This is a genomic window from Xenorhabdus littoralis, from assembly GCF_033949345.1.
GTDB lineage: Bacteria > Pseudomonadota > Gammaproteobacteria > Enterobacterales > Enterobacteriaceae > Xenorhabdus > Xenorhabdus littoralis.
In genome coordinates this window covers 68,684-89,592 of the sequence record NZ_VCDP01000004.1, presented here as the reverse complement: position 1 = coordinate 89,592, position 20,909 = coordinate 68,684, and the positions used below count along the sequence as shown (strand labels likewise).

Here is a 20,909-nt window from a genome sequence, read left to right as displayed (position 1 = left end):
ATGACACAATGAAAGTAGGTGTAATAGGTGCAATGGAACAAGAAGTGACGTTACTGCGTGACCAGATTGAAGGTCTGCAAACACTGTCACGAGGCGGATGTGAAATTTATACCGGCAAACTGCACGGCGTTGATATTGCCTTGCTGAAATCGGGTATTGGTAAAGTTTCCGCCGCACTAGGAACCACTTTGTTGCTTGAGCATTGCCAGCCAGATATCGTCATTAATACGGGTTCAGCCGGTGGTCTTGATCCCAAATTGACAGTAGGTGATATCGTTGTTTCCGAAGAAGTTCGTTATCACGATGCCGATCTCACCGCCTTTGGCTATGAGCCGGGACAGATGGCGCAGTGCCCGGCAGCGTTTATTGCTGACGATAAATTAATCGTTCTGGCAGAAAAATGTATCCAGTCTCTCAGCCTGAATGCCGTGCGCGGTCTCGTTTGCAGCGGTGATGCCTTTATCAATGGTTCAGAGCCATTATCACGTATTCGGGCTACTTTCCCGAAAGTTGCTGCGGTTGAGATGGAAGCAGCGGCTATTGGCCATGTTTGTCATCAATATAAAGTACCGTTTGTTGTCGTTCGCGCAATCTCTGACGTTGCTGATCAAGAATCTCACATCAGTTTTGATGAGTTTTTAGTTGTTGCAGCCCGTGAATCTACACGGATGGTCAATGCCATGTTGGCAGAACTCAGCAAATAATAAGCCATTATTACAAGTGGAGCATCGGTAATGAAATCAATTTTTAAAACAGTCTCACATCGTTCTATTGGATTGGCATTCTCATTCCTCCTGTATGGTTTCCTATATAGCTTTTTATATGGCTTCAGTGCTCCACTTTATGCGTCAGCCTCCCGCGTTATCAGCCTTGCACCATCAACGACAGAGCTTGCTTATGCCGCAGGGCTGGGTGATCAGCTTGTCGCAGTTAGTGCTTACTCCGATTATCCCGAAGCAGCTAAAAAACTGGAACAGGTCGCAGACTGGCAAGGTATTAATGTGGAGCGGATCATCGCCCTGAAACCCGACCTGATTCTGGCATGGCGTGGCGGTAATCCTCAACGTCCACTGGATCAACTCGCGGCTTTGGGCATTCCGATTTTTTATTCTGATGTAAAAAAAATCGAAGATGTTGCAACAGAGCTGGAACGCCTTGCTGACTATAGTCCGCATCCCGATATGGCTAAAAAAGCAGCTTCAGAGATCCGTCAGAAGTTCAACCAGTTAAAACACGATTATGCCGACCTCGCTCCTAAACAGGTATTCTTACAGTTTGGTATGAACCCGATTTTTACTTCATCCTCTCACACCATTCAAAGTGAAATCGTTTCCACATGCGGTGGCAGAAATATTTTTGCTGACAGCCCGGTTCCGTGGCCACAGGTTAATCGTGAGCAAGTACTTACCCGCAAACCGGAAGTGATTGTCATTGGTGGAACGGAAGCGCAAAAACAGCAGATTGCGGATTTCTGGCAACCACAAATGAAGGTCAACATTATTGCACTGAATGATGACTGGTTTAGCCGCGCAGGACCGAGGGTTATTCTGGCAACAGAGCAGCTTTGTAAGCAATTAAATGAGATCCATTAAATACAGCAGCCCAAATCACAATAATGAAAATTACCCACGTCAGTCGCATAGGGATTTGCGAATTCAATTTCTTAATAATAAACATGGATTAGTTCAATGTCTTATCCAAAATTCAGGTTAAACTCTGTATTGTAATAATGTTAATTACTTAAATAGTAAAATATTATAGATCGCATTATTTTTCAAAAAAACAAACAATGATAACAATAAATGTTCCACATAAATACCTCCTGCAATGTGCATATTAATTACCCAATGAAATTTAACACAATAAAATATAAACAATAAGCGCCGTTAAAAAATATTGACATTGCCATACTTATGAAGTTATTTAAACAGGAGATTAAATGGTTAATATTTAATTTACCCTCTGATTATATAAACGCTTTGCATCTATTTTAAAAAACAGTTAATTTAACTAATCTAATTTATTTTTTGTAAAAAAAAGCACATGGAATATTTATTAATCTAATCTTATTTATCAGATAATGTATTATTATCCGTAAAGATAATTACAGATATAATAATACTGTTTAGGAGAAGATCATGCAAAAAGTTACTGCTCAAACTTCCTATTCACTTCATGTTATTGATGCGGGGCTGGTGAGTCAAAATGAACTCCGTCGTATATCTGACAATGCCGAAGCGCTTCGTTCTAAGGCGATGGAACTGACCGATTCGTGGGAAGGTGTGATGTTTGCCCTACTTCCTGAAGAAATGGAGAATATTGCTCTGGCCCTTGGTTTCATTCCAGAAGTATCAAGTAAGATTCACCATGAAATTAAGTCACTCGCCTATGCTAAAATTCAATCTCTGAAAGGCACAGAATCGCTTGCTACCAAACATAACATTGATGTTAGTCTTCTCGCGCTTCGGGGGATAACAGACTTTGATCATGCTTTGTCTCACGTTAATGATACTAATCTGGAAAAAATCCTGGATGACAACCAAGAGATATTCCAAAAGATCCGTAAAGCGCTTCCCGCACATGAAGCCCGAATGAATTTTAGGCCCGAAACTGCCTCTGCTGTGCTTAAATCTCTGGGGGCAGATATATCACCGACACTGCTTTATGAAATCTGTACAAAATATCATACGACATCGGTTATAGACCTTGAAAATCGCAAAGGGGTTTCCACCGAATTTATTCGTTGTGTCACCTTAACATTGGGTACAACGATTTGCTAAAAGCATTAACATTATGCCGGCTCCTATTTTCGCGGAAACGGGCATATTTGTGTTTCCACTGAGGATAAGCAAGCTGATATGCCCGTAATGTCGTGTGAATTTCATTCTCTGTTTCGGGCATTTTGCCATCTGGCCGGAAATTCATTTCACCTGTATTTTTCCGGAATAAATGCTGAAAATGCTATTTTAAATGGCCGAATTTTTCAACTATGTCATCGCTCGGCAGGGGATAAATGGATATTTCCTTCAAACCGGATATCCCAAGCGGGATCTGTTAACATCCTTCGCGGTATGATGGTGAAGTCTGGTTGTTTTTTGGCGAAAGTAATTATATCAAATGATTGTGCTGCTCAAATCCTCTTACAAAACACCAACATACCCCAAGTATAAATAAAACATTTTAATCCTTTGTTACTCTCATTTTTTATTTGGATAAATACAGAAAATGAATACCGCTTTTTACCAACGGGCTGAATTTTATGCTCTCACAGCCGCTGCGCTTAACGGCACAATCGGCGTACTGACCCATTTTGGACTGAATTCAGGCATCAGCCATCATCAGGTTGCATTCTGGAAATGTTTTATTGCCTTCCTGATACTGTTGGTCTATTGCCTGATGAAACCCTCTGAGCGACGGACGGTTTTTGCTTTACGACATAAAAGCCTGCAATTTGCCATACTTGCTTTCTTTGGGATCTTTTGCCTGTATTTCTTCGAAACCTGGGCATTTAAGGAAGCGCCCATTCCGTTAGTCTCTTTTCTTGTTTATGCCGCTGGTGGCATTACGATCATTCTTTCATCGCTGTTCTTGGGAGAAAAAATTGGTATCAATAAATGCTTATCGTTCGTGCTGATTATCATCGGCGTTTACTGCCTCTTTAATTTCGCGGATCAAACCTCTGGCAGCTATACAGGTATTGTGCTGGCATTATTAGGTGGGTTGGGATACGCCCTATTCATCTTTCTCTCAAAGCTCATGAATATCGGCAGCGGGGTGTCAGTACTACTCTGGTTATTTGGCTTCGGCAGTATTTTCCTCGCAGTACCCGCAATATATGAAGGTCTACAACTTCCTTCCGGTATCGCATTGCTGATGATTCTGGGGCTTGTGTTGCTGCCATCAATTGGCGGGTTTTACTTTACAACCAAAGCCGTGGAAAAAGGAGAAGCCAGCAGTGTACAAATTACTGAAACCAGTGAACCGCTGTTTTCAACGCTGTTCGCATTCATATTTATTGGAGAAACGCTAGGATGGATGGGCACATTGGGGGCGTTTTTCATTATGTTAGGTTTAGTGGTCAGTATTCTTAAAAAATCCCACCAACCGCACTTGATTTCGTCTTAGCGAGATATGTCACGGGCTTCCCCTGCAAAATAGCCTCCGCAAAAGGAGGCTCATATTTTAACAACTCTTGTTTGAAATAGTAGTTATGTATTAAATGATATTTACTTCACCATTAATTGAGTTATCACCACCACGTTACAACCCAGCTTGTGGTCTATACTTTATTCGCCATCCAGTATATAAAGAGCTGAAAACAATTATGAACACCAACAGAAAAACAACATTAAGCTACACCAAACCTACTCGCAGCCAAATAGCACGTTCAGTAGCACTTGTTTATCAAGACTTCTTCATTTGAATCTTGAGCAAATTTACCTTCGCTGTTAGAAACAGCTATACCTGTTCATTCGAATTTCCAGTTAGTGATATCAGTTAGTTATAATAGTTCTATCCGCTTTTATCTATTGGGGCTGTTAATATAGAAGGACTATTAGCGTAGTAATAGCAGGTTAATTAATTGTAGGTTTTTACTTATTTTTAGAAATAATTGTTATTAGAAAAAACCTCGTCATTTTAAACGAGGTTTGTCAGTACGCTAATCTTCTGGAAAAGAGGGGCTATTTATTATAATGACCCACACTTTCAATCAGACACTAAAAGAAGATCCACAACCACAGGTGGTTTTTGCATTCGGATTGGTGACGATAAAACGGGAACCTTCCAACCCTTCGGTATAATCTACACAACCACCCACTAAATATTGCAGGCTCATTGGATCAATAACCAGTTCAACCCCTTGTTTCTGGATTGTCAGATCACCTTCGTTCATCTGGTCATCGAAAGTGAAACCATACTGGAAACCGCTACAACCACCACCTGTAATATAGACCCGCAAACGCAGGTTCGGATTATCTTCGTCAGCAACCAGCACTTTGACTTTATTGGCTGCGGCATCAGTAAACTGCAAAGGCAGTGCAGCATCGCTCATATTTTTGCTCCAGTCCGGCTTTCCGGTAAAAGTTCTCGTTATACCCAATGGATTTCAAGATGCAGCTTTGTTAGCTATGGGTATACGCTTTCTAATCAACTGTCGGCGATTATCCAATACCTGACTAATTCGTTCAAGTTTTGCCACACGAATGCAACAAGGTAAATCCTTCTCATCATTTGGCTTCCCCATTATGGTGCTTTAGAATGGCATTCCCATATCTGTACCGTTATCGTTATCTTTCAGGAGCTTTATTAATGAGCCAGTCCGAAACGCTTTATTCTCAGGCGAAACATGTGATCCCCGGCGGTGTCAATTCACCTGTACGTGCTTTTAATGGTGTTGGCGGTACGCCTGTCTTTATCCATCGTGCCGATGGTGCCTATCTTTATGATGTCGATGGTAATGCTTATATCGATTATGTCGGTTCATGGGGGCCGATGGTGCTTGGACATAACCATCCGGTTATCCGCAATGCGGTTATTGAAGCCGCTGAACGGGGCCTGAGTTTTGGGGCACCTACCGCTGCCGAAGTAGAAATGGCAAAGCTGGTAACAGAATTAGTCCCTTCTATGGATATGGTTCGCATGGTGAACTCAGGTACAGAAGCAACCATGAGCGCCATTCGTCTGGCTCGTGGCTATACCGAACGCGACAAAATCATTAAATTTGAAGGCTGCTATCACGGTCATGCCGATTGTCTGCTGGTCAAAGCAGGTTCAGGCGCTTTGACCATTGGGCAGCCTAACTCACCGGGTGTTCCTGCTGATTTTGCTAAACATACCCTGACCTGCGTTTACAATGACCTGAATTCCGTTCGTGAAGCCTTCGAAAAATATCCTGAAGAGATTGCCTGTATTATCGTCGAACCTGTCGCAGGTAACATGAACTGTATTCCGCCACTGCCAGAATTCCTGCCGGGTCTGCGTAAACTGTGTGATGAGTTTGGTGCTTTGCTGATCATTGATGAAGTGATGACAGGTTTCCGTGTCGCTCTCGGCGGGGCGCAAGAGTATTACGATGTTAAGCCGGATCTCACTTCCCTTGGCAAAATTATCGGTGGTGGTATGCCTGTCGGTGCTTTTGGTGGCCGTCTGGAAATCATGGAAAAACTGGCACCAACCGGCCCGGTTTATCAGGCAGGAACGCTTTCTGGTAATCCAATCGCGATGGCGGCGGGTCTGGCTTGTCTGAATGAAGTCGCTCAGGCTGGCGTTCATCAACGTTTAAGCGAATTGACCGACAAACTGGCTACTGGCCTGAAAGACGCGGCATCAGAAGCAGGCATTCCGCTGGTAGTTAATTACGTTGGTGGCATGTTCGGTATTTTCTTTACTGATGCGGAAAGTGTGACCTGCTATCAGGATGTCATGAAGTGTGATGTAGAACGTTTCAAGCAATTTTTCCATCTGATGCTGGAAGAAGGCGTCTATCTGGCACCTTCCGCATTTGAAGCGGGCTTTATGTCTATCGCTCATACTGATGAAGATATCCAGCGTACTGTTGACGCAGCCGCACGTAGCTTCGCTAAACTGAAATAAACTGCCTTATTTATCCAGACGCCACAAGTCATTGATCGTGACGTCTGGAAAAATAAAAGCTTTCCTACCCATTCCATTCCGGTGGGAAAGCTTATTTTCTTACGAAATCAACGACTACTGATTAAACATTTCGCGCAGCCAGCCCGGGGCTTCTTCTTCATTATCCTCTATCGGCTGTTGCACAGGTTGCTGACACAAGGACTGAGGATCATCTGTCCAGACAGGCAGCGTTCTGATGCCGGTACCAGCACAGTTGAAACTGCCATCTTCATTGACTGACATATCCACAATGCCTTCCGGCGGACGGTTATTCAGAGCCAATGGCGTTTCATTTTCCAGATAACGCTTGTAAATGGTCAATGCTCCCGTCGCCCCTGTCAGATTAGTCGGGCCATTGTTATCACGCCCGGTCCAGACAACAACGACTTCTTTACCATCAATCCCCGTAAACCAGCTATCACGAAGATCGTTAGTCGTTCCGGTTTTACCCGCCAGATTATATTTGCCATATTTTCCGGCCAGTGATCGGCCTGTACCACGAACGACTACTTGCTGCATCCCATATAATGTCAGATAAGCAGCCTGTGGCGGCACTGTCCGCTCAGCCTGTGGATAGCTCTGGTAAACCACCGTACCGTCTTCAGCGATGATAGAGCGTAACGCAGAGAGTGTTGCGCGATTGCCACCACTGGATATGGTCTGGAATTCCTGTGCCATTTCCATTGGCGTCAGCGCAATTGCGCCCAGCAACATAGCGGGAACCTGCTTGATTTCCTGAGCAGGAATACCCATTGAAATCAGCGTACTGGCAATACGATCCAATCCCACATCCAGCCCCAGATTCACTGTAGGAATGTTCATCGAACGCGCCAAAGCATCAATCAACATCACCCGGCCACTGAAAGTACGGCTAAAGTTCCTCGGCTCCCAAGCTTTTCCTCCTTCTTGGGGGATAGAGATTGGCTCATCCGACAACCAAGTGTTCAGGCGATACTTATCCGGCTGGCTTAATGCCGTGAGGTAAGTTGCAGGCTTAGCCAAGGAACCAATCAAGCGTCGGGCATTCAGTGCCCTGTTAAATCCTGCATATTGTGGTTGCGAACCTCCCACCATTGCGCGAACTTCGCCACTGATGCGATCCACGATGACAATCGCGCCTTCCAGATCACTGACCTTGCGCTTTGTTCTCAGATCTGCGACTCCCTCCTCTACCGCTTTTTCTGCTGCATCCTGTGAAACAGGATCTAAGGTAGTGAAGATTTTTACCCCCGATAAAGCATTAACCTTATCGCCTAACTTTTCCTGTAATTCCTTACGCACTAACTGCATAAACGCAGGCTGCGGCGTAATACTCTCACTTTTAGGTTTTACGCCAAGTGAACGGACACTCAACAAGTCATAATCTTTTTGCGTGATGACATTCCGGTTCTGAAGAATTTTCAGAACGATATTGCGGCGTTCCAGTGCTTTTTTAGGATTGCGCCACGGGTTATATACCGATGCCCCTTTAACCATCCCCACCAGCAATGCCTGCTGATCCAGCGTTAATTCACCAATCGGGCTGCCAAAGTAGTACTGGCTCGCTAACGGGAAGCCATGGATCTGTTCATCGCCACTTTGCCCCAAAAAGACTTCGTTCAAATACAGTTCAAGAATGCGATCTTTGCTATAACGTGCATCCATCAACACCGCCATCAACGCTTCATTCGCTTTACGGGTCAAAGTACGCTCATTGGAGAGAAACAGGTTTTTCACCAGCTGCTGGGTCAGAGTACTGCCTCCCTGAACAGTATGTCCCGCTGTCAGATTGGCCAATACAGCGCGGATAATGGAAATTGGCCTGACTCCGCCATGTTCATAGAAATAACGATCTTCTGTTTCCAGCAAAATCTGAACCAGTGAATCAGGAAAACCTTCACGCGGGACAAACAGACGTTGTTCGCCATTCGCCGACTGCATCATCGTAATCAGTTTTGGATCAAGGCGGAAGAAACCAAACTGCCGCTGGTTTTCTACGTTTTCGATACTGGTAAGATGGTTATTTTCAAAGGTCAATCTGGCCTGAATTTGCCCTTCCTGACCATCAGGGAAATCAAATGCACGACGCAGAAGCTCAATGCTGTTTCCCTTGAGTACAAACTCACCCGCACGGGTAATTTTTGTCACTTTCCGGTATTGCATACCTTCCAGCAATTGGATCATTTCTTCCTTGCTGTAATTCATGCCCGGTTCAAGATTGACCATTCGACCATACACTGCGGCGGGTAAATCCCAGACTTTGCCGTCGATACGCTGGCTAATTTTGTTATCCAGATAGAAACCATAGATACCAATAATCACCGCCAACACAATAAAGACTTTCAACAGCAACCACAAAAGCCAGTTTCCCCGATTTTTGGAAGGTCGGCTCTTCGGTGAGCGGGTCTTCTTCCCTTTTTTAGTCATGACTTCATCCTCATCGTCGTCGTCAAAATCATCATTTTCATAACCATCACAGTCATCATAGTCATCCCGCCGAATGCGATTTTTTGATGCTCGCCCACGACGAAGTCCCGATTTTTTACCCTTACGTCCGATTGGCTGACGATCATCATCAGACATACCGAATTCTCCACATGTTTGTTCGATACAGGTTATGAATCCCAAAGTAATTACATATATTTTTTCACGCGCCTTGTCGGTGCCGTGTTAGCAGGATCATCCGGCCATAAGTGTTTGGGATAGCGCCCTTTCATCTCTTTTTGTACTTCACGGTAAGTCCCGCGCCAGAATGCGGCAAGATCTTGCGTGATCTGCAATGGACGATGGGCAGGAGACAACAGTTCAATCACTATCGGAATTCGACCTTTCGCCAATACTGGATTTTGCTGTTCCCCATACATTTCCTGCATTCTGACTGATAGTACAGGAGATTTATCCTTAAAATACTGGATAGTGAGCCGGCTCCCAGTCGGCACAGTGTAATTAGTAGGCAATTCATTATCCAGTATTTGCCGTTGCTGCCAATCAAGCAAATTTATTAGACAAGATGACAGCTCAATCTGACGCAGTCCTTTCAGGTCACCAACGCCTTCCAACGCGGGAAGTAACCACTGTTCAAGAGAATTCAGCAAGCTATCGTCATCTACCGCTGTCCATGTCATTTCCGGTAACCATTCTGTTGCCCTTTGCAGACGAATGCGCAACTGCAATGCTTCCGGTGACCAATTCAACGCCGACAATCCCTCCTGCCGAACCCAATTCAGCAAGGCTTCGTGTAATTCCGACTCAGAAGGTTTTGCCAGAGGCTGCGCTTTGACAACCAAACGCCCGCATTGCAGACGCTTCCATGCCCGCAATGAGCCTTTGCTATCATCCCATTCAACGGCTGTATGTTCAGTAAACAAAAGCGGATATTGGCGTATGGTCTGTTCGATGTTCAACGAACAGGCAAGCGAAACCCTGGCATCAGGGTTGTTACTGCTTTGTTGTAGTGAAGGGATAACCAGCCAAGCTTCACTCGAAAGCGGCTCTTCTCGTTCCAGCGCGGCGCCTAAACCATTAGCCAACTGAAAGCGCCCGACGTTATCACGGTTTTTAGCAATCCTATCGGGAAAACCCTGTACCAATAATTCAGCAACAAAATCAGGGCTAATGTTTTCAACGCTGTTATCAAAATCTTGTTTATCACTTTTACCCACAAGGTTCCTGATAAGCTGATTAGCCCGCTTCTGCCAATGGTGCTGAGTTGAGGTCATCCAATAAATAAGATCTGGCTGTCCACGGCGCGGTGGTTCTTCCAGAATGGCAACAAGTTTCGCCGCTGTTGCCAATGTCGCACTGCTTTTTTCTTTAGCCAAACAGAGCATTGCCGCCAAACGCGGTTCACTGCCGGATTCGGTCATTTTCCAACCACGGGCCGTCAGTTGTTGATTATCATCCAATGCTCCCAATCTTAGCAGCAACGATTCCGCAACAGCCAAAGCGGGTTGTGGTGGATTGTCCAGCCAATGAAGTTGGGTCATGTCGCGACATCCCCACTGTAATAGAGAGAGTAACAGGTTGCTTAGATCTGAATGCAGGATTTCCGGTTCACTGTATTCCGAAGCCCTTTCTGCCTGTTCCTGACCAAACAAGTGCCAGCAAACACCTGACTCCAGTCGCCCGGCACGTCCTGCCCGCTGAATCATTGATGCTTGGCTGATGCGCTGAGTTATTAGACGAGTCAATCCGCTTTTCGGTTCAAATCGGCTGGTTCGTTCAAGGCCGCTGTCCACCACCAGCCGGATGCCTTCAATCGTCAGGCTGGTTTCTGCAATGTTGGTTGCCAGTACAACTTTACGCATTCCCATTGGCGCAGGTGCGATTGCCTTGCGCTGGTCTGACAGCGATAGCGCCCCGTACAACGGACACAATAGGGTATCTTCATTTATCTTCCCATCCAGCTGCGACAGAACACGCTGGATTTCACCGACTCCGGGTAAAAACAGCAACAATGATCCCGTTTCCTGCTGCAATAAACGCAATACCGCCGAGGCGACCGACTGTTCAAAAGGCTGATGAGAAGAAAGGGGATGATAGGATCTCGCTACCGGATAGCTGCGTCCTTCTGACACAATCACTGGCGCATCCGGTAATAAAGAGGAGAGACGCTGATTATCCAGCGTTGCCGACATCACCAGGATGCGCAAATCATCACGCAATCCTTCCTGCACATCCAGCAACAGCGCCAACGCCAGATCAGCCTGTAAACTGCGTTCATGGAATTCATCAAGGATCACGAGTGAGACATCACTCAATTCAGGATCTTGCTGAAGCATTCGAGCCAGAATGCCTTCCGTCACCACTTCAAGGCGTGTGGCAGCACTGATTTTTGTTTCCGAACGCATCCGATAGCCTACGGTCACGCCAACAGGCTCATTCAATTGTTCGGCGAGACGCTCAGCCACACTACGCGCAGCAATACGCCTCGGTTCCAGCATAATGATGCGCCCTGCCAATTGTGCCTGCTTCAGAATTGCCAATGGCAATCCGGTCGATTTTCCTGCCCCTGTCGGCGCATGCAGCAATACCTGCTTTGACGTTTGCAACTCAGCAATAACTGATTCCACCACGTCATAAATTGGTAATAACAAAGGTTCACCATTTATGGATTAACTTTCAGTAGCCGCCATTGTAGCATTGGCATTCTTGATTTCGTTTCATCGAATTTCAGGTCATTCAGGCAGTCTGCCCATTGGGACTCCAATCACTGGTTATAAAGGAAAGTTTATGGAATTTGTATCTCCCCTGAAATCAGCCACTTTAATCCGTCGCTATAAACGTTTTCTGGCGGATGTCCTTACACCGGAAGGAGAAACACTCACCATACACTGTGCCAATACTGGCGCAATGACAGGTTGTGCTACGCCGGGAGATACCGTCTGGTATTCCACATCCGACAATCCCAAGCGCAAATATCCGAATAGCTGGGAGTTAACACAGACGCAAAATGGGCACTGGATTTGTGTTAATACACTCAGGGCGAATGACTTAGCCTATGAAGCTATCGAAAAAAACGTAATTTCAGAATTATCTGACTACGAGCAAATAAGCCGCGAAGTGGGCTATGGAAAAGAGAAAAGCCGGATAGATATATTGTTACAGTCAAAACAAAGAGTTGAATGCTATATTGAAGTCAAGTCAGTGACATTATTACAGGAAAATCATGGCTATTTCCCTGATACGGTTACAATTCGCGGGCAAAAACATTTACGTGAGCTATCATTGATAGCACAACAAGGACAGCGGGCTGTCCTGTTATTTGCTGTTTTACATTCTGGGGTCAGTCAGGTTGCGGCAGCAAAACATATTGACCATGATTATGCTGTTCTTTTGGAACAAGCACGCAAATCAGGGGTCGAAGTTATTTGTTATAAGGCCAGTATGACAGAAAACAGGATGGTTATAAGTGACAAATTACCTTTTTTATCAATAGGATAATTTGTAAACAGATCATGCTGACGAGAGCAGTTTTGCAATATATTTAGGCAGTAAACACGGCTGTCTTCACACCATTGCAAAACTAATGGCAGGAACAATTGCCAACCTCGCAGTCATCTGCTATTTATAGCGGCCTATTTTTTTCCCCCCTATTGTCGGGGGGGTCGTTTGATAGTGCGTGTGTAAGGAGAAGCATTATGCAAGAAGGGCAAAAACGTAAAACCTCGTCCTTGAGCATTCTCGCCATCGCTGGGGTAGAACCTTACCAGGAAAAGCCAGGCGAAGAATACATGAACGATGCCCAGTTAGAGCATTTCAAGCTGATTCTGGAAGCATGGCGCAATCAACTCAGGGATGAAGTAGACCGTACTGTATCTCATATGCAAGATGAGGCAGCAAACTTCCCTGATCCAGTTGACCGTGCGGCGCAAGAAGAAGAGTTCAGTCTTGAATTACGTAATCGGGATCGTGAGCGTAAATTGATCAAAAAGATCGAAAAAACGCTGAAAAAAGTCGAAGAGGACGATTTTGGCTATTGTGAATCCTGTGGGGTTGAAATCGGCATCCGCCGTTTGGAAGCTCGCCCAACAGCCGATTTATGTATTGACTGTAAGACGTTGGCTGAAATTCGCGAAAAGCAAATGGCTGGCTAACTATATAAGTAAGTATATAAGTAAATATATAAGTAACTGATAAGTACATGGGTTAAGTACGGCGCTGAATGGCGCCGTATGAGCCCTATATTGATTCTGACATGACCCAATCTGAATATTCCTCGTTATATATCGGGCGCTTCGCCCCATCTCCTTCTGGTGATCTCCATTTCGGTTCTCTGGTGACTGCATTGGGCAGTTATCTGCAAGCCCGCGCCCACCACGGGAAATGGCTGATGCGCATTGATGATATTGATCCCCCGAGAGAAGTTCCCGGAGCGGCCAGCCGGATATTAAAAGCCCTTGAGCACTATGAGCTTCACTGGGACGATGAAGTTTTCTATCAATCCCGGCGTCATGAAGCCTATCGCGCCATCCTTGAACAATTAAAACAGCAAGGAAAGAGCTATTGCTGTACCTGTACCCGTCAGCGCATTCAGCAACTGGGTGGTTTTTATGATGGTCATTGCCAACATTTATCCCTTACCGGGTATGATGCCGCAATTCGGCTGAAACAGTGGCATCCCGTTTATGGTTTTTACGATAAATTGCAGGGTTACGTCACAGTACCTTCGGAAATGGCGGAAGAAGATTTCATTATTCATCGCAAAGATGGCTTATTCGCCTATAATCTTGTCGTTGTAATTGATGATAACTATCAGGGCGTCACTGAAATTGTCAGAGGAGCTGATTTAATTGAACCAACGGTTCGTCAGCTATCTCTGTATCAACATCTCAATTTCACTGCGCCAGACTATGTGCATTTACCTCTCGTGCTAAATAAAGAGGGAAAGAAGCTCTCTAAGCAAAATCATGCCCAGCCAATACCGCTGGATGATCCAAGACCATTGCTTATTGATGCGTTATCATTTTTAAACCAACCCACTATTGCAGGCTGGCAAGATCTCACTACAGATCAACTGCTAAAGCAGGCTATCGTCGGTTGGAATATAAACGCAGTTCCGTCAAAAAATAGATAACCAACGGTCAATTTAAATAAAGTGTTTCTATTGGCGCAGTAAGCATTCTCAAAAAATGTTCAGTAAGTTATGATTGGCGGCTGTTTTTTGTTTTAATTGATTAGTCACTATCGAGGTGTACCATTTTTAACCGAGTAGCAACTTTCTGCCGTAATTTGCTGATCCGCGACAACAGAGAAAAACGCGACACACGGGCAGTCAGTGAAAGGCCAGTCACCGTATCTGACCATTCTGCTCAAACAGAGAGCAGTTCTCCACGCAAACGTCGTAGAGAAAATCATTCATCTTCATCACATGCCAACAATGACAAAATGAAGAAAAAATCCGCAAGGGTCAAACCCTCGGACTCCCCGATCACGGTGATCCCACGGGAGCAGCACCCCATTTCACGCAAGGACATCAGTGATAATGCCCTGAAGGTTCTGTATCGTCTGAATAAGTCAGGTTTTCAGGCCTATTTGGTCGGAGGCGGGGTTCGTGATTTACTGCTGCACAAAAAACCCAAAGATTTCGATATAGCAACCAATGCTACGCCGGAGCAGGTTCGTAAACTGTTCCGTAACTGTCGCCTTGTTGGCCGCCGCTTTCGTCTTGCCCATATTATGTTTGGACCGGATGTGATTGAAGTTGCGACTTTCCGCGGGCCGCATGAGCAAGTTGAAAGCAATGACCGGAATCAATCACATAAAGCCCAGAGCGGTATGCTATTGCGTGATAATATCTTCGGTTCGGTCGAAGAAGATGCCGTTCGTCGCGATTTCACGATCAACAGCCTCTATTACGGCACTGAAGATTTCGCATTACGGGATTACATCGGTGGCATGGCAGACCTGAACGCAGGCATTATCCGTCTGATTGGCGATCCGGAAACCCGCTACCGTGAAGATCCTGTCCGTATGCTGCGTGCCGTCCGTTTTGCCAGTAAACTGGACATGACCATAGAACCAGCAACTGCTGAGCCGCTCCCGCGTCTTGCGGTTCTGTTGAAAGAGATCCCATCAGCCCGCCTGTTCGAAGAATCCCTGAAACTGTTGCAAGCGGGACAGGGTTACAGAACCTATAAGCTGCTGCGCGAATATCAATTATTCCAGCCGTTGTTCCCCATGATTCAGCGTAATCTCACCCAAGATGGTGATTCGCCGATGGAAAAAATGCTGGCACAAGTGCTCAAGAATACGGACCACCGCTTACAGAATGACCTGCGAGTCAACCCGGCGTTCTTGTTCGCAGCCATGCTGTGGTATCCATTGATTGAACATGCGGAAAAACTGTCTCAAGAAGGCGGATTACCGTATTACGACGCCTTTGCGCTGGCAATGAATGATATTCTCGATGAACAGTGCCGTTCTATTGCGATTCCGAAACGCCATACCACAACGATGCGCGATATTTGGCTGCTTCAGCTCCGTCTGCCGCGCCGTCAGGGAAAGCGGGCGAATAAGCTGATGGAGCACCCGAAATTCCGTGCTGCGTATGATTTACTGGAGTTACGTGCCAGCGTTGAACCACGCCATGAACTGAAAGAACTGGTTCATTGGTGGACGGAGTTCCAACAGTCAACACCTTCCCAACAACGGGGAATGATATCAGAATTAGGTAATGATCCAATTCGCCGCAGAACGCGACCGCGCCGTAATGGACGAATTCGCCAGAACCGGGACAACGGTTAATATGACGCGGGTTTATCTTGCCGTTGGCAGCAATCTGGCTGAACCTTTGCAGCAAGTGGAGAATGCACTTGCTGCTCTGAAAACGATCCCTGGCACCACATTTGTGGCTTGCTCATCCTTTTATCGGACCAAACCAATGGGGCCTCAGGATCAACCTGATTACCTCAACCTTGCCGTCGCTCTGGAGACTCAGTTACCGGCAGAAACTTTGCTTGATCACACTCAGGCAATAGAACTGGCGCAAGGTCGTGTCCGTAAAGATGAGCGCTGGGGGCCAAGAACGCTTGATCTCGATATCATGTTGTTTGGCGATCACATCATTAATACTGAACGACTGACTGTTCCTCATTACGGTTTAAAACAACGCGAATTTATGCTTTACCCGCTTGCAGAAATTGCACCGGATCTTGTGTTTCCCGATGGAGAAACACTGGCGGAACGATTAAAACAAGTTCCAGAAAATGGCCTGACGTTTTGGTTAAGCTAGTACAGTTTTTAATGTGGCCGATTTCTGGATAATCAGAGCCTATCTTCTTGGGCATTTTTTGGATAACCCAATGGGATAGGCTCTCACCATTCAGGAGATAATAATGAAACCAACAACCCTGTCTGACCTGCGTCAATTAAAGAAAGAGAAACGCAAGTTCGCGACTATCACAGCTTACGATGCCAGTTTCGCCCGCCTTTTCACCGAACAGGGCATTAATGTCATGTTAATTGGCGACTCACTCGGTATGACCGTGCAGGGATTCGATTCAACCTTACCCGTTACCGTTGAAGATATTTCTTACCATACCCGAAGCGTTCGCGCAGGCTCTCCCCACGCTTTCCTTATCGCGGACATGCCTTTCATGAGCTATGCCACCCCGGAGCAAAGTTTTGACAATGCCGCCGTATTGATGCGCTCAGGGGCCAATATGGTCAAAATTGAAGGTGGAGATTGGTTGTGCGATACCGTCAGAATGCTGGCTGAACGCGCCGTCCCTGTCTGTGTTCACATGGGTTTAATGCCACAATCAGTTAATGTCCTCGGCGGCTACAAAGTTCAAGGGCGCGATGAAGCCTCTGCCCAGAAATTACTTAACGACGCCATTGCCTTGGAAAAAGCAGGAGCACAGTTATTGCTACTGGAATGTGTGCCGACCAAATTGGCGAAACGTATCACTGAAACGCTGGAAATTCCGGTCATTGGCATTGGCGCTGGCAATATGACTGACGGACAAATTCTGGTTATGCACGATGCCTTGGGCATCACAGCGAAAGCACCTAAATTTGCCAAAGACTTTCTCAAAGAAACCGGCAACATACGGGATGCCGTTAGACTGTATATTGAGCAGGTAGAAAGCGGTATCTATCCCGGCCAAGAGCACTCATTCAAGTGATGATCCCCAGCATGACTGATAATTAAAGGAGTACAGCAATGCTGATTATAGAAACGGTCCCAATCTTACGTCGTGAAATCCGCCGCTGGCGTCAGGCAGGTAAGCGTATTGCCTTCGTCCCTACGATGGGTAACCTGCATGACGGTCACATGGCATTAGTTGATACCGCCAAAGCACAAGCTGATGTCGTTATTGTCAGTATCTTCGTCAATCCGATGCAATTTGATCGAGAAGACGATCTGGTCAATTATCCACGCACATTGCAGGAAGATTGTGAAAAACTGAGTCGTCGCAATGTTGAAGTGGTTTTCGCCCCCAGCGCCAGCGAGATATATCCGCATGGCCTGAACGGTAATCAAACTTTTGTTGAAGTGCCAGAGCTTTCCCATATGCTTGAAGGTGCCAGCCGTCCGGGGCATTTCCGGGGTGTCACGACCGTTGTCAGCAAATTGTTTAATCTGATCCAGCCTGATCTGGTTTATTTCGGCGAAAAAGATTTTCAGCAATTACAGATTATCCGGAAAATGATTGCGGATATGGCTTATGAAATTATATTAGTTCCTGTGCCTATCGTTCGTGATAAAAATGGATTGGCGTTGAGTTCACGTAATAATCTCCTCTCCGCTGAAGAGAAAAAAATCGCGCCTTCGCTGAATAAAATCATGCAGCTTATGGCGGAAGAACTGAAGAATGGAGAGCGGGATATCGATAAGTTGATTCAATCATCATCTGCACGCTTACGGGCAGAAGGCTTTATGCCTGATGAATTATTTATCCGGGATGCAGAAAATCTGGCACCATTAACAGTGCAAAGCAAAAAAGCGGTGATCCTGATGACTGTATGGTTAGGACAAACGAGGTTGATTGATAATCAGCAAGTCGATTTGATTCATTGAGCTTAATCGAGGGATATAAGTATAGACAGCAAAAATAATACGTATATCCCGATTTAGTTATGCTTAAAGCGCGCCATCTTTTTTCCTCAGACACCATTCGGATGGCAGTTAAATAGGGTCAGCTTATTATACTCCACCATCATTCACCATTCACGGCGGAGTATTATTTTTACTGTGAGTACTATTTTTGCTGTTAAGTTCTGAGTCCCCGACCTGACTCAATCAAATACCAAGACAGCCAATAGAATCCAATAATAAAAGCACTCAGCATACCTAATGTCATCATAAGAGAAACATCAGCAATACCCAGAAAACCATAACGGAATCCGCTGACCATATAGACAATCGGATTAATTTTTGACACAACTTGCCAGAAAGTAGGCAACAAAGTAAGGGAATAGAATACACCGCCTAAATAAGTCAAAGGTGTCAGAACGAAGGTTGGAATAATACTGATATCATCGAACGTTTTCGCAAAAATGGCATTCAGCAGCCCTGCCAACGAAAACAAAATAGATGTTGCCAGTAAGGTAATCACCACCATACTCCATGAATGGATCTGTAACGGTACAAACAATAGTGATACTAATGTCACCAGAATCCCGACACACACGCCACGGGCCACTCCGCCACCAACAAATCCCGCAATGATGATATGAGTCGGAACCGGGGCAACCAGTACTTCTTCAATGCTGCGTTGGAATTTAGCGCCAAAGAAAGAAGAGGAAACGTTAGCATAGGAATTGGTGATCACTGACATCATTATCAACCCAGGCACAATAAAGTGCATGTAACCGACCCCACCCATTTCACCAATACGGGAACCCACTAAATTGCCGAATATGACAAAATAAAGGGACATTGTGATCACTGGCGGCAATAACGTCTGTACCCAGATGCGACCAAAGCGGTTGATTTCTTTAATCCAGATAGTTTTAAGAGCCACCCAGTACAGTTGGATCATTATTTATCTCCTTGATTATTATGGGTCAAGTCAACAAACAGCTCTTCCAAACGATTCGCTTTATTGCGCATGCTGCTGATTTGAATACCTTGTGTACTTAATTGGGAGAAAATATCATTCAATCCCTGACCGCGTTTTACATCCACTTCCAACGTGGCTGAGTCAATCAGGCGATAATCATAACCATCAACGATAGGCACTGAGCCTTCCGGTGTTAAATCGAGCAAGAACGTCTCACACTCAAGTTGGCTGAGCAAATCTTTCATGCTGGTGTTCTCGACCAAATCACCATGCTGAATAATGCCAATGTTACGACATAGCATTTCGGCTTCTTCCAGATAGTGCGTTGTCAGAATGATCGTAGTTCCCTGCGCATTCAATTCCCTTAAAAAGTCCCACATGGATCGGCGCAGTTCGATATCCACACCTGCTGTTGGTTCATCAAGGATTAACAACTTTGGCTGATGCATCAGGGCACGGGCAATCATCAGACGCCGCTTCATGCCACCAGATAAACGGATAGCCCGTTCGTTGCGCTTTTCCCATAAATCCAACTGAGTAAGGTAAGTTTCAGCTCTTTCTTGTGCTAAATCACGGGGAACACCATAGTATCCGGCCTGATTCAATACAATCTGAATCACTGTCTCGAACTGATTGAAATTAAATTCCTGCGGAACAAGCCCCAGTTGCCGTTTAGCATTGACAAGATCTGTATCAATATCGTAGCCAAACACCTTAACCTTACCGCTGCTTTTATTGACCAAGGAACTAATAATACCAATCGTAGTGGATTTCCCCGCACCATTTGGTCCCAGAAGTGCGTAAAAATCGCCAGTTTCTACACGCAAATCAATTCCCCGCAGCGCCTTCACTCCACCTGCATAGGTTTTCGTGAGCTGCGTCAATTCCAGTGCATAAGCCATAAGTAAGAAACACCTTTAATTTTTGCTATTTTTGAGTGCGAGATAGAAATTATGCCATTATTTTTCCTGTCTTTCTTCGCAATGACAGGCATCAAATAAAAAACATTCTTCAATTAAATATTAAGTTCTTAATTAATGTTGTATATGATTCTATCTCAAAAATGTTGCCAGGCTATTAGTTATGATGAGAAAAATTGAAGAGCTGTTTGCCAGGAACAAACAGTGGTCAAAGTCTGTAAATGAAGAAAATCCACATTTCTTCAAAGACTTATCAAAAGCACAAACACCCCATTTCCTGTGGATTGGCTGTTCTGATAGCCGAGTCCCTGCCGAGAAGTTGATTGATGCCGCACCCGGCGATCTTTTTGTTCACCGAAATGTCGCTAATCTTGTTATCCATACTGATTTAAACTGTTTATCCGTCGTACAGTATGCTGTGGATGTCTTACAAGTTGAACACATCATCATTTGTGGTCACTACGGCTGTGGGGGTATTGAATCCGCTGTGAATGGCACTGAATTGGGTTTAATCAATAACTGGCTGCTCCACATTCGTGATTTGTGGTACAAGCACAGCTCCATGCTCGGCGAGTTATCTCCTAATGACCGGCTGAACCGCTTGTGCGAATTGAATGTAATCGAACAAGTTTATAATCTCGGCCACTCAACCATCATGCAATCTGCGTGGAAACGCGGTCAGAAAGTGATGATCCACGGTTGGGTGTACGGCTTGAAAGACGGTGAATTACATGATCTGGATATCACGGCTGACAGCCGTGAAAAGCTGGAACTGAATTATCGCCAGGCTATCTCTAAACTGTCTCAAACCAAATAACAGCATCAGCTGAAAAAACAAATGGCAGCCTTTTTGCTGCCATTTGCTCAC

Annotated in this window: 18 protein-coding genes; 13 read left to right on the top strand and 5 right to left on the bottom strand. The window is 45.3% G+C overall.

The window, feature by feature from the left end; genetic code table 11:
- Positions 1-8 precede the first annotated feature (8 nt).
- The 4 genes from mtnN to FE394_RS01320 all read left to right on the top strand — a co-directional run bounded on the left by mtnN (position 9) and on the right by FE394_RS01320 (position 4,125).
- The gene (gene mtnN / locus FE394_RS01335) at positions 9-704 is read left to right on the top strand and encodes a 5'-methylthioadenosine/S-adenosylhomocysteine nucleosidase (protein ID WP_319924598.1); all 696 of its coding nucleotides are present in this window, start codon (positions 9-11) and stop codon (positions 702-704) included.
- A gap of 30 nt (positions 705-734) precedes the next feature.
- Positions 735-1,592: a vitamin B12 ABC transporter substrate-binding protein BtuF gene (btuF, locus tag FE394_RS01330; RefSeq protein WP_319924597.1), complete on the top strand. Its 858-nt coding sequence runs from the start codon at positions 735-737 to the stop codon at positions 1,590-1,592.
- A gap of 546 nt (positions 1,593-2,138) precedes the next feature.
- A complete protein-coding gene (locus tag FE394_RS01325) occupies positions 2,139-2,780 on the top strand; it encodes a hypothetical protein (RefSeq protein ID WP_319924596.1) in 642 nt (213 codons plus the stop codon).
- A gap of 445 nt (positions 2,781-3,225) precedes the next feature.
- On the top strand, positions 3,226-4,125 hold the full coding sequence (locus FE394_RS01320; RefSeq protein ID WP_319924595.1) for a DMT family transporter: 900 nt from the start codon (positions 3,226-3,228) through the stop codon (positions 4,123-4,125).
- Positions 4,126-4,711: 586 nt separating this feature from the next.
- Here FE394_RS01320 and erpA read toward each other — a convergent pair.
- Positions 4,712-5,053 carry an iron-sulfur cluster insertion protein ErpA gene (erpA, locus tag FE394_RS01315; protein ID WP_319924594.1) on the bottom strand — a complete coding sequence of 114 codons (342 nt, stop codon included), beginning with the start codon at positions 5,051-5,053 and terminating at the stop codon, positions 4,712-4,714.
- A gap of 257 nt (positions 5,054-5,310) precedes the next feature.
- Between erpA and hemL the strand changes: the two genes are divergently transcribed.
- On the top strand, positions 5,311-6,594 hold the full coding sequence (gene hemL / locus FE394_RS01310; protein WP_319924668.1) for a glutamate-1-semialdehyde 2,1-aminomutase: 1,284 nt from the start codon (positions 5,311-5,313) through the stop codon (positions 6,592-6,594).
- Between the two features lie 114 nt (positions 6,595-6,708).
- On the opposite strand, the gene mrcB is transcribed toward hemL, so the two are convergent.
- Together mrcB and hrpB are read right to left on the bottom strand one after the other, a co-directional pair.
- Positions 6,709-9,195 (bottom strand): bifunctional glycosyl transferase/transpeptidase, encoded by a 2,487-nt coding sequence (gene mrcB, locus FE394_RS01305; protein WP_319924593.1) that lies wholly within the window; start codon positions 9,193-9,195, stop codon positions 6,709-6,711.
- 50 nt (positions 9,196-9,245) lie between these two features.
- On the bottom strand, positions 9,246-11,708 hold the full coding sequence (gene hrpB / locus FE394_RS01300; protein ID WP_319924592.1) for an ATP-dependent helicase HrpB: 2,463 nt from the start codon (positions 11,706-11,708) through the stop codon (positions 9,246-9,248).
- A 136-nt stretch (positions 11,709-11,844) separates the two neighbouring features.
- Between hrpB and sfsA the strand changes: the two genes are divergently transcribed.
- The 7 genes from sfsA to panC all read left to right on the top strand — a co-directional run bounded on the left by sfsA (position 11,845) and on the right by panC (position 18,136).
- Entirely contained in the window at positions 11,845-12,555 is a 711-nt protein-coding gene (gene sfsA, locus FE394_RS01295) for a DNA/RNA nuclease SfsA (protein ID WP_319924591.1), read from the top strand.
- A gap of 197 nt (positions 12,556-12,752) precedes the next feature.
- Positions 12,753-13,208, top strand: a complete 456-nt coding sequence (gene dksA, locus FE394_RS01290; RefSeq protein WP_047963537.1) for an RNA polymerase-binding protein DksA — start codon at positions 12,753-12,755, stop codon at positions 13,206-13,208.
- 101 nt (positions 13,209-13,309) lie between these two features.
- The gene (gene gluQRS, locus FE394_RS01285; RefSeq protein ID WP_319924667.1) at positions 13,310-14,188 is read left to right on the top strand and encodes a tRNA glutamyl-Q(34) synthetase GluQRS; all 879 of its coding nucleotides are present in this window, start codon (positions 13,310-13,312) and stop codon (positions 14,186-14,188) included.
- Positions 14,189-14,499: 311 nt separating this feature from the next.
- Positions 14,500-15,858 (top strand): polynucleotide adenylyltransferase PcnB, encoded by a 1,359-nt coding sequence (pcnB, locus tag FE394_RS01280; protein ID WP_319924666.1) that lies wholly within the window; start codon positions 14,500-14,502, stop codon positions 15,856-15,858.
- Between the two features lies 1 nt (position 15,859).
- Positions 15,860-16,345: a 2-amino-4-hydroxy-6-hydroxymethyldihydropteridine diphosphokinase gene (gene folK, locus FE394_RS01275; RefSeq protein ID WP_319924665.1), complete on the top strand. Its 486-nt coding sequence runs from the start codon at positions 15,860-15,862 to the stop codon at positions 16,343-16,345.
- Positions 16,346-16,448: 103 nt separating this feature from the next.
- Positions 16,449-17,240, top strand: coding sequence for a 3-methyl-2-oxobutanoate hydroxymethyltransferase (panB, locus tag FE394_RS01270; protein WP_319924590.1), 792 nt, complete (start codon positions 16,449-16,451; stop codon positions 17,238-17,240).
- A 38-nt stretch (positions 17,241-17,278) separates the two neighbouring features.
- Entirely contained in the window at positions 17,279-18,136 is an 858-nt protein-coding gene (gene panC / locus FE394_RS01265) for a pantoate--beta-alanine ligase (protein WP_319924589.1), read from the top strand.
- A 193-nt stretch (positions 18,137-18,329) separates the two neighbouring features.
- Here panC and FE394_RS01260 read toward each other — a convergent pair whose 3' ends face one another.
- Both FE394_RS01260 and FE394_RS01255 read right to left on the bottom strand, forming a co-directional pair.
- Entirely contained in the window at positions 18,330-19,100 is a 771-nt protein-coding gene (locus FE394_RS01260) for an ABC transporter permease (RefSeq protein WP_319924588.1), read from the bottom strand.
- Positions 19,100-20,023 carry an ABC transporter ATP-binding protein gene (locus FE394_RS01255; protein ID WP_319924587.1) on the bottom strand — a complete coding sequence of 308 codons (924 nt, stop codon included), beginning with the start codon at positions 20,021-20,023 and terminating at the stop codon, positions 19,100-19,102. The genes FE394_RS01260 and FE394_RS01255 overlap by 1 nt, the downstream gene beginning before the upstream one ends.
- A 181-nt stretch (positions 20,024-20,204) precedes the next feature.
- Here FE394_RS01255 and can point away from each other — a divergent pair, with 181 nt between their 5' ends.
- Entirely contained in the window at positions 20,205-20,858 is a 654-nt protein-coding gene (gene can, locus FE394_RS01250) for a carbonate dehydratase (RefSeq protein WP_319924586.1), read from the top strand.
- The last annotated feature ends 51 nt before the right edge of the window (positions 20,859-20,909 follow it).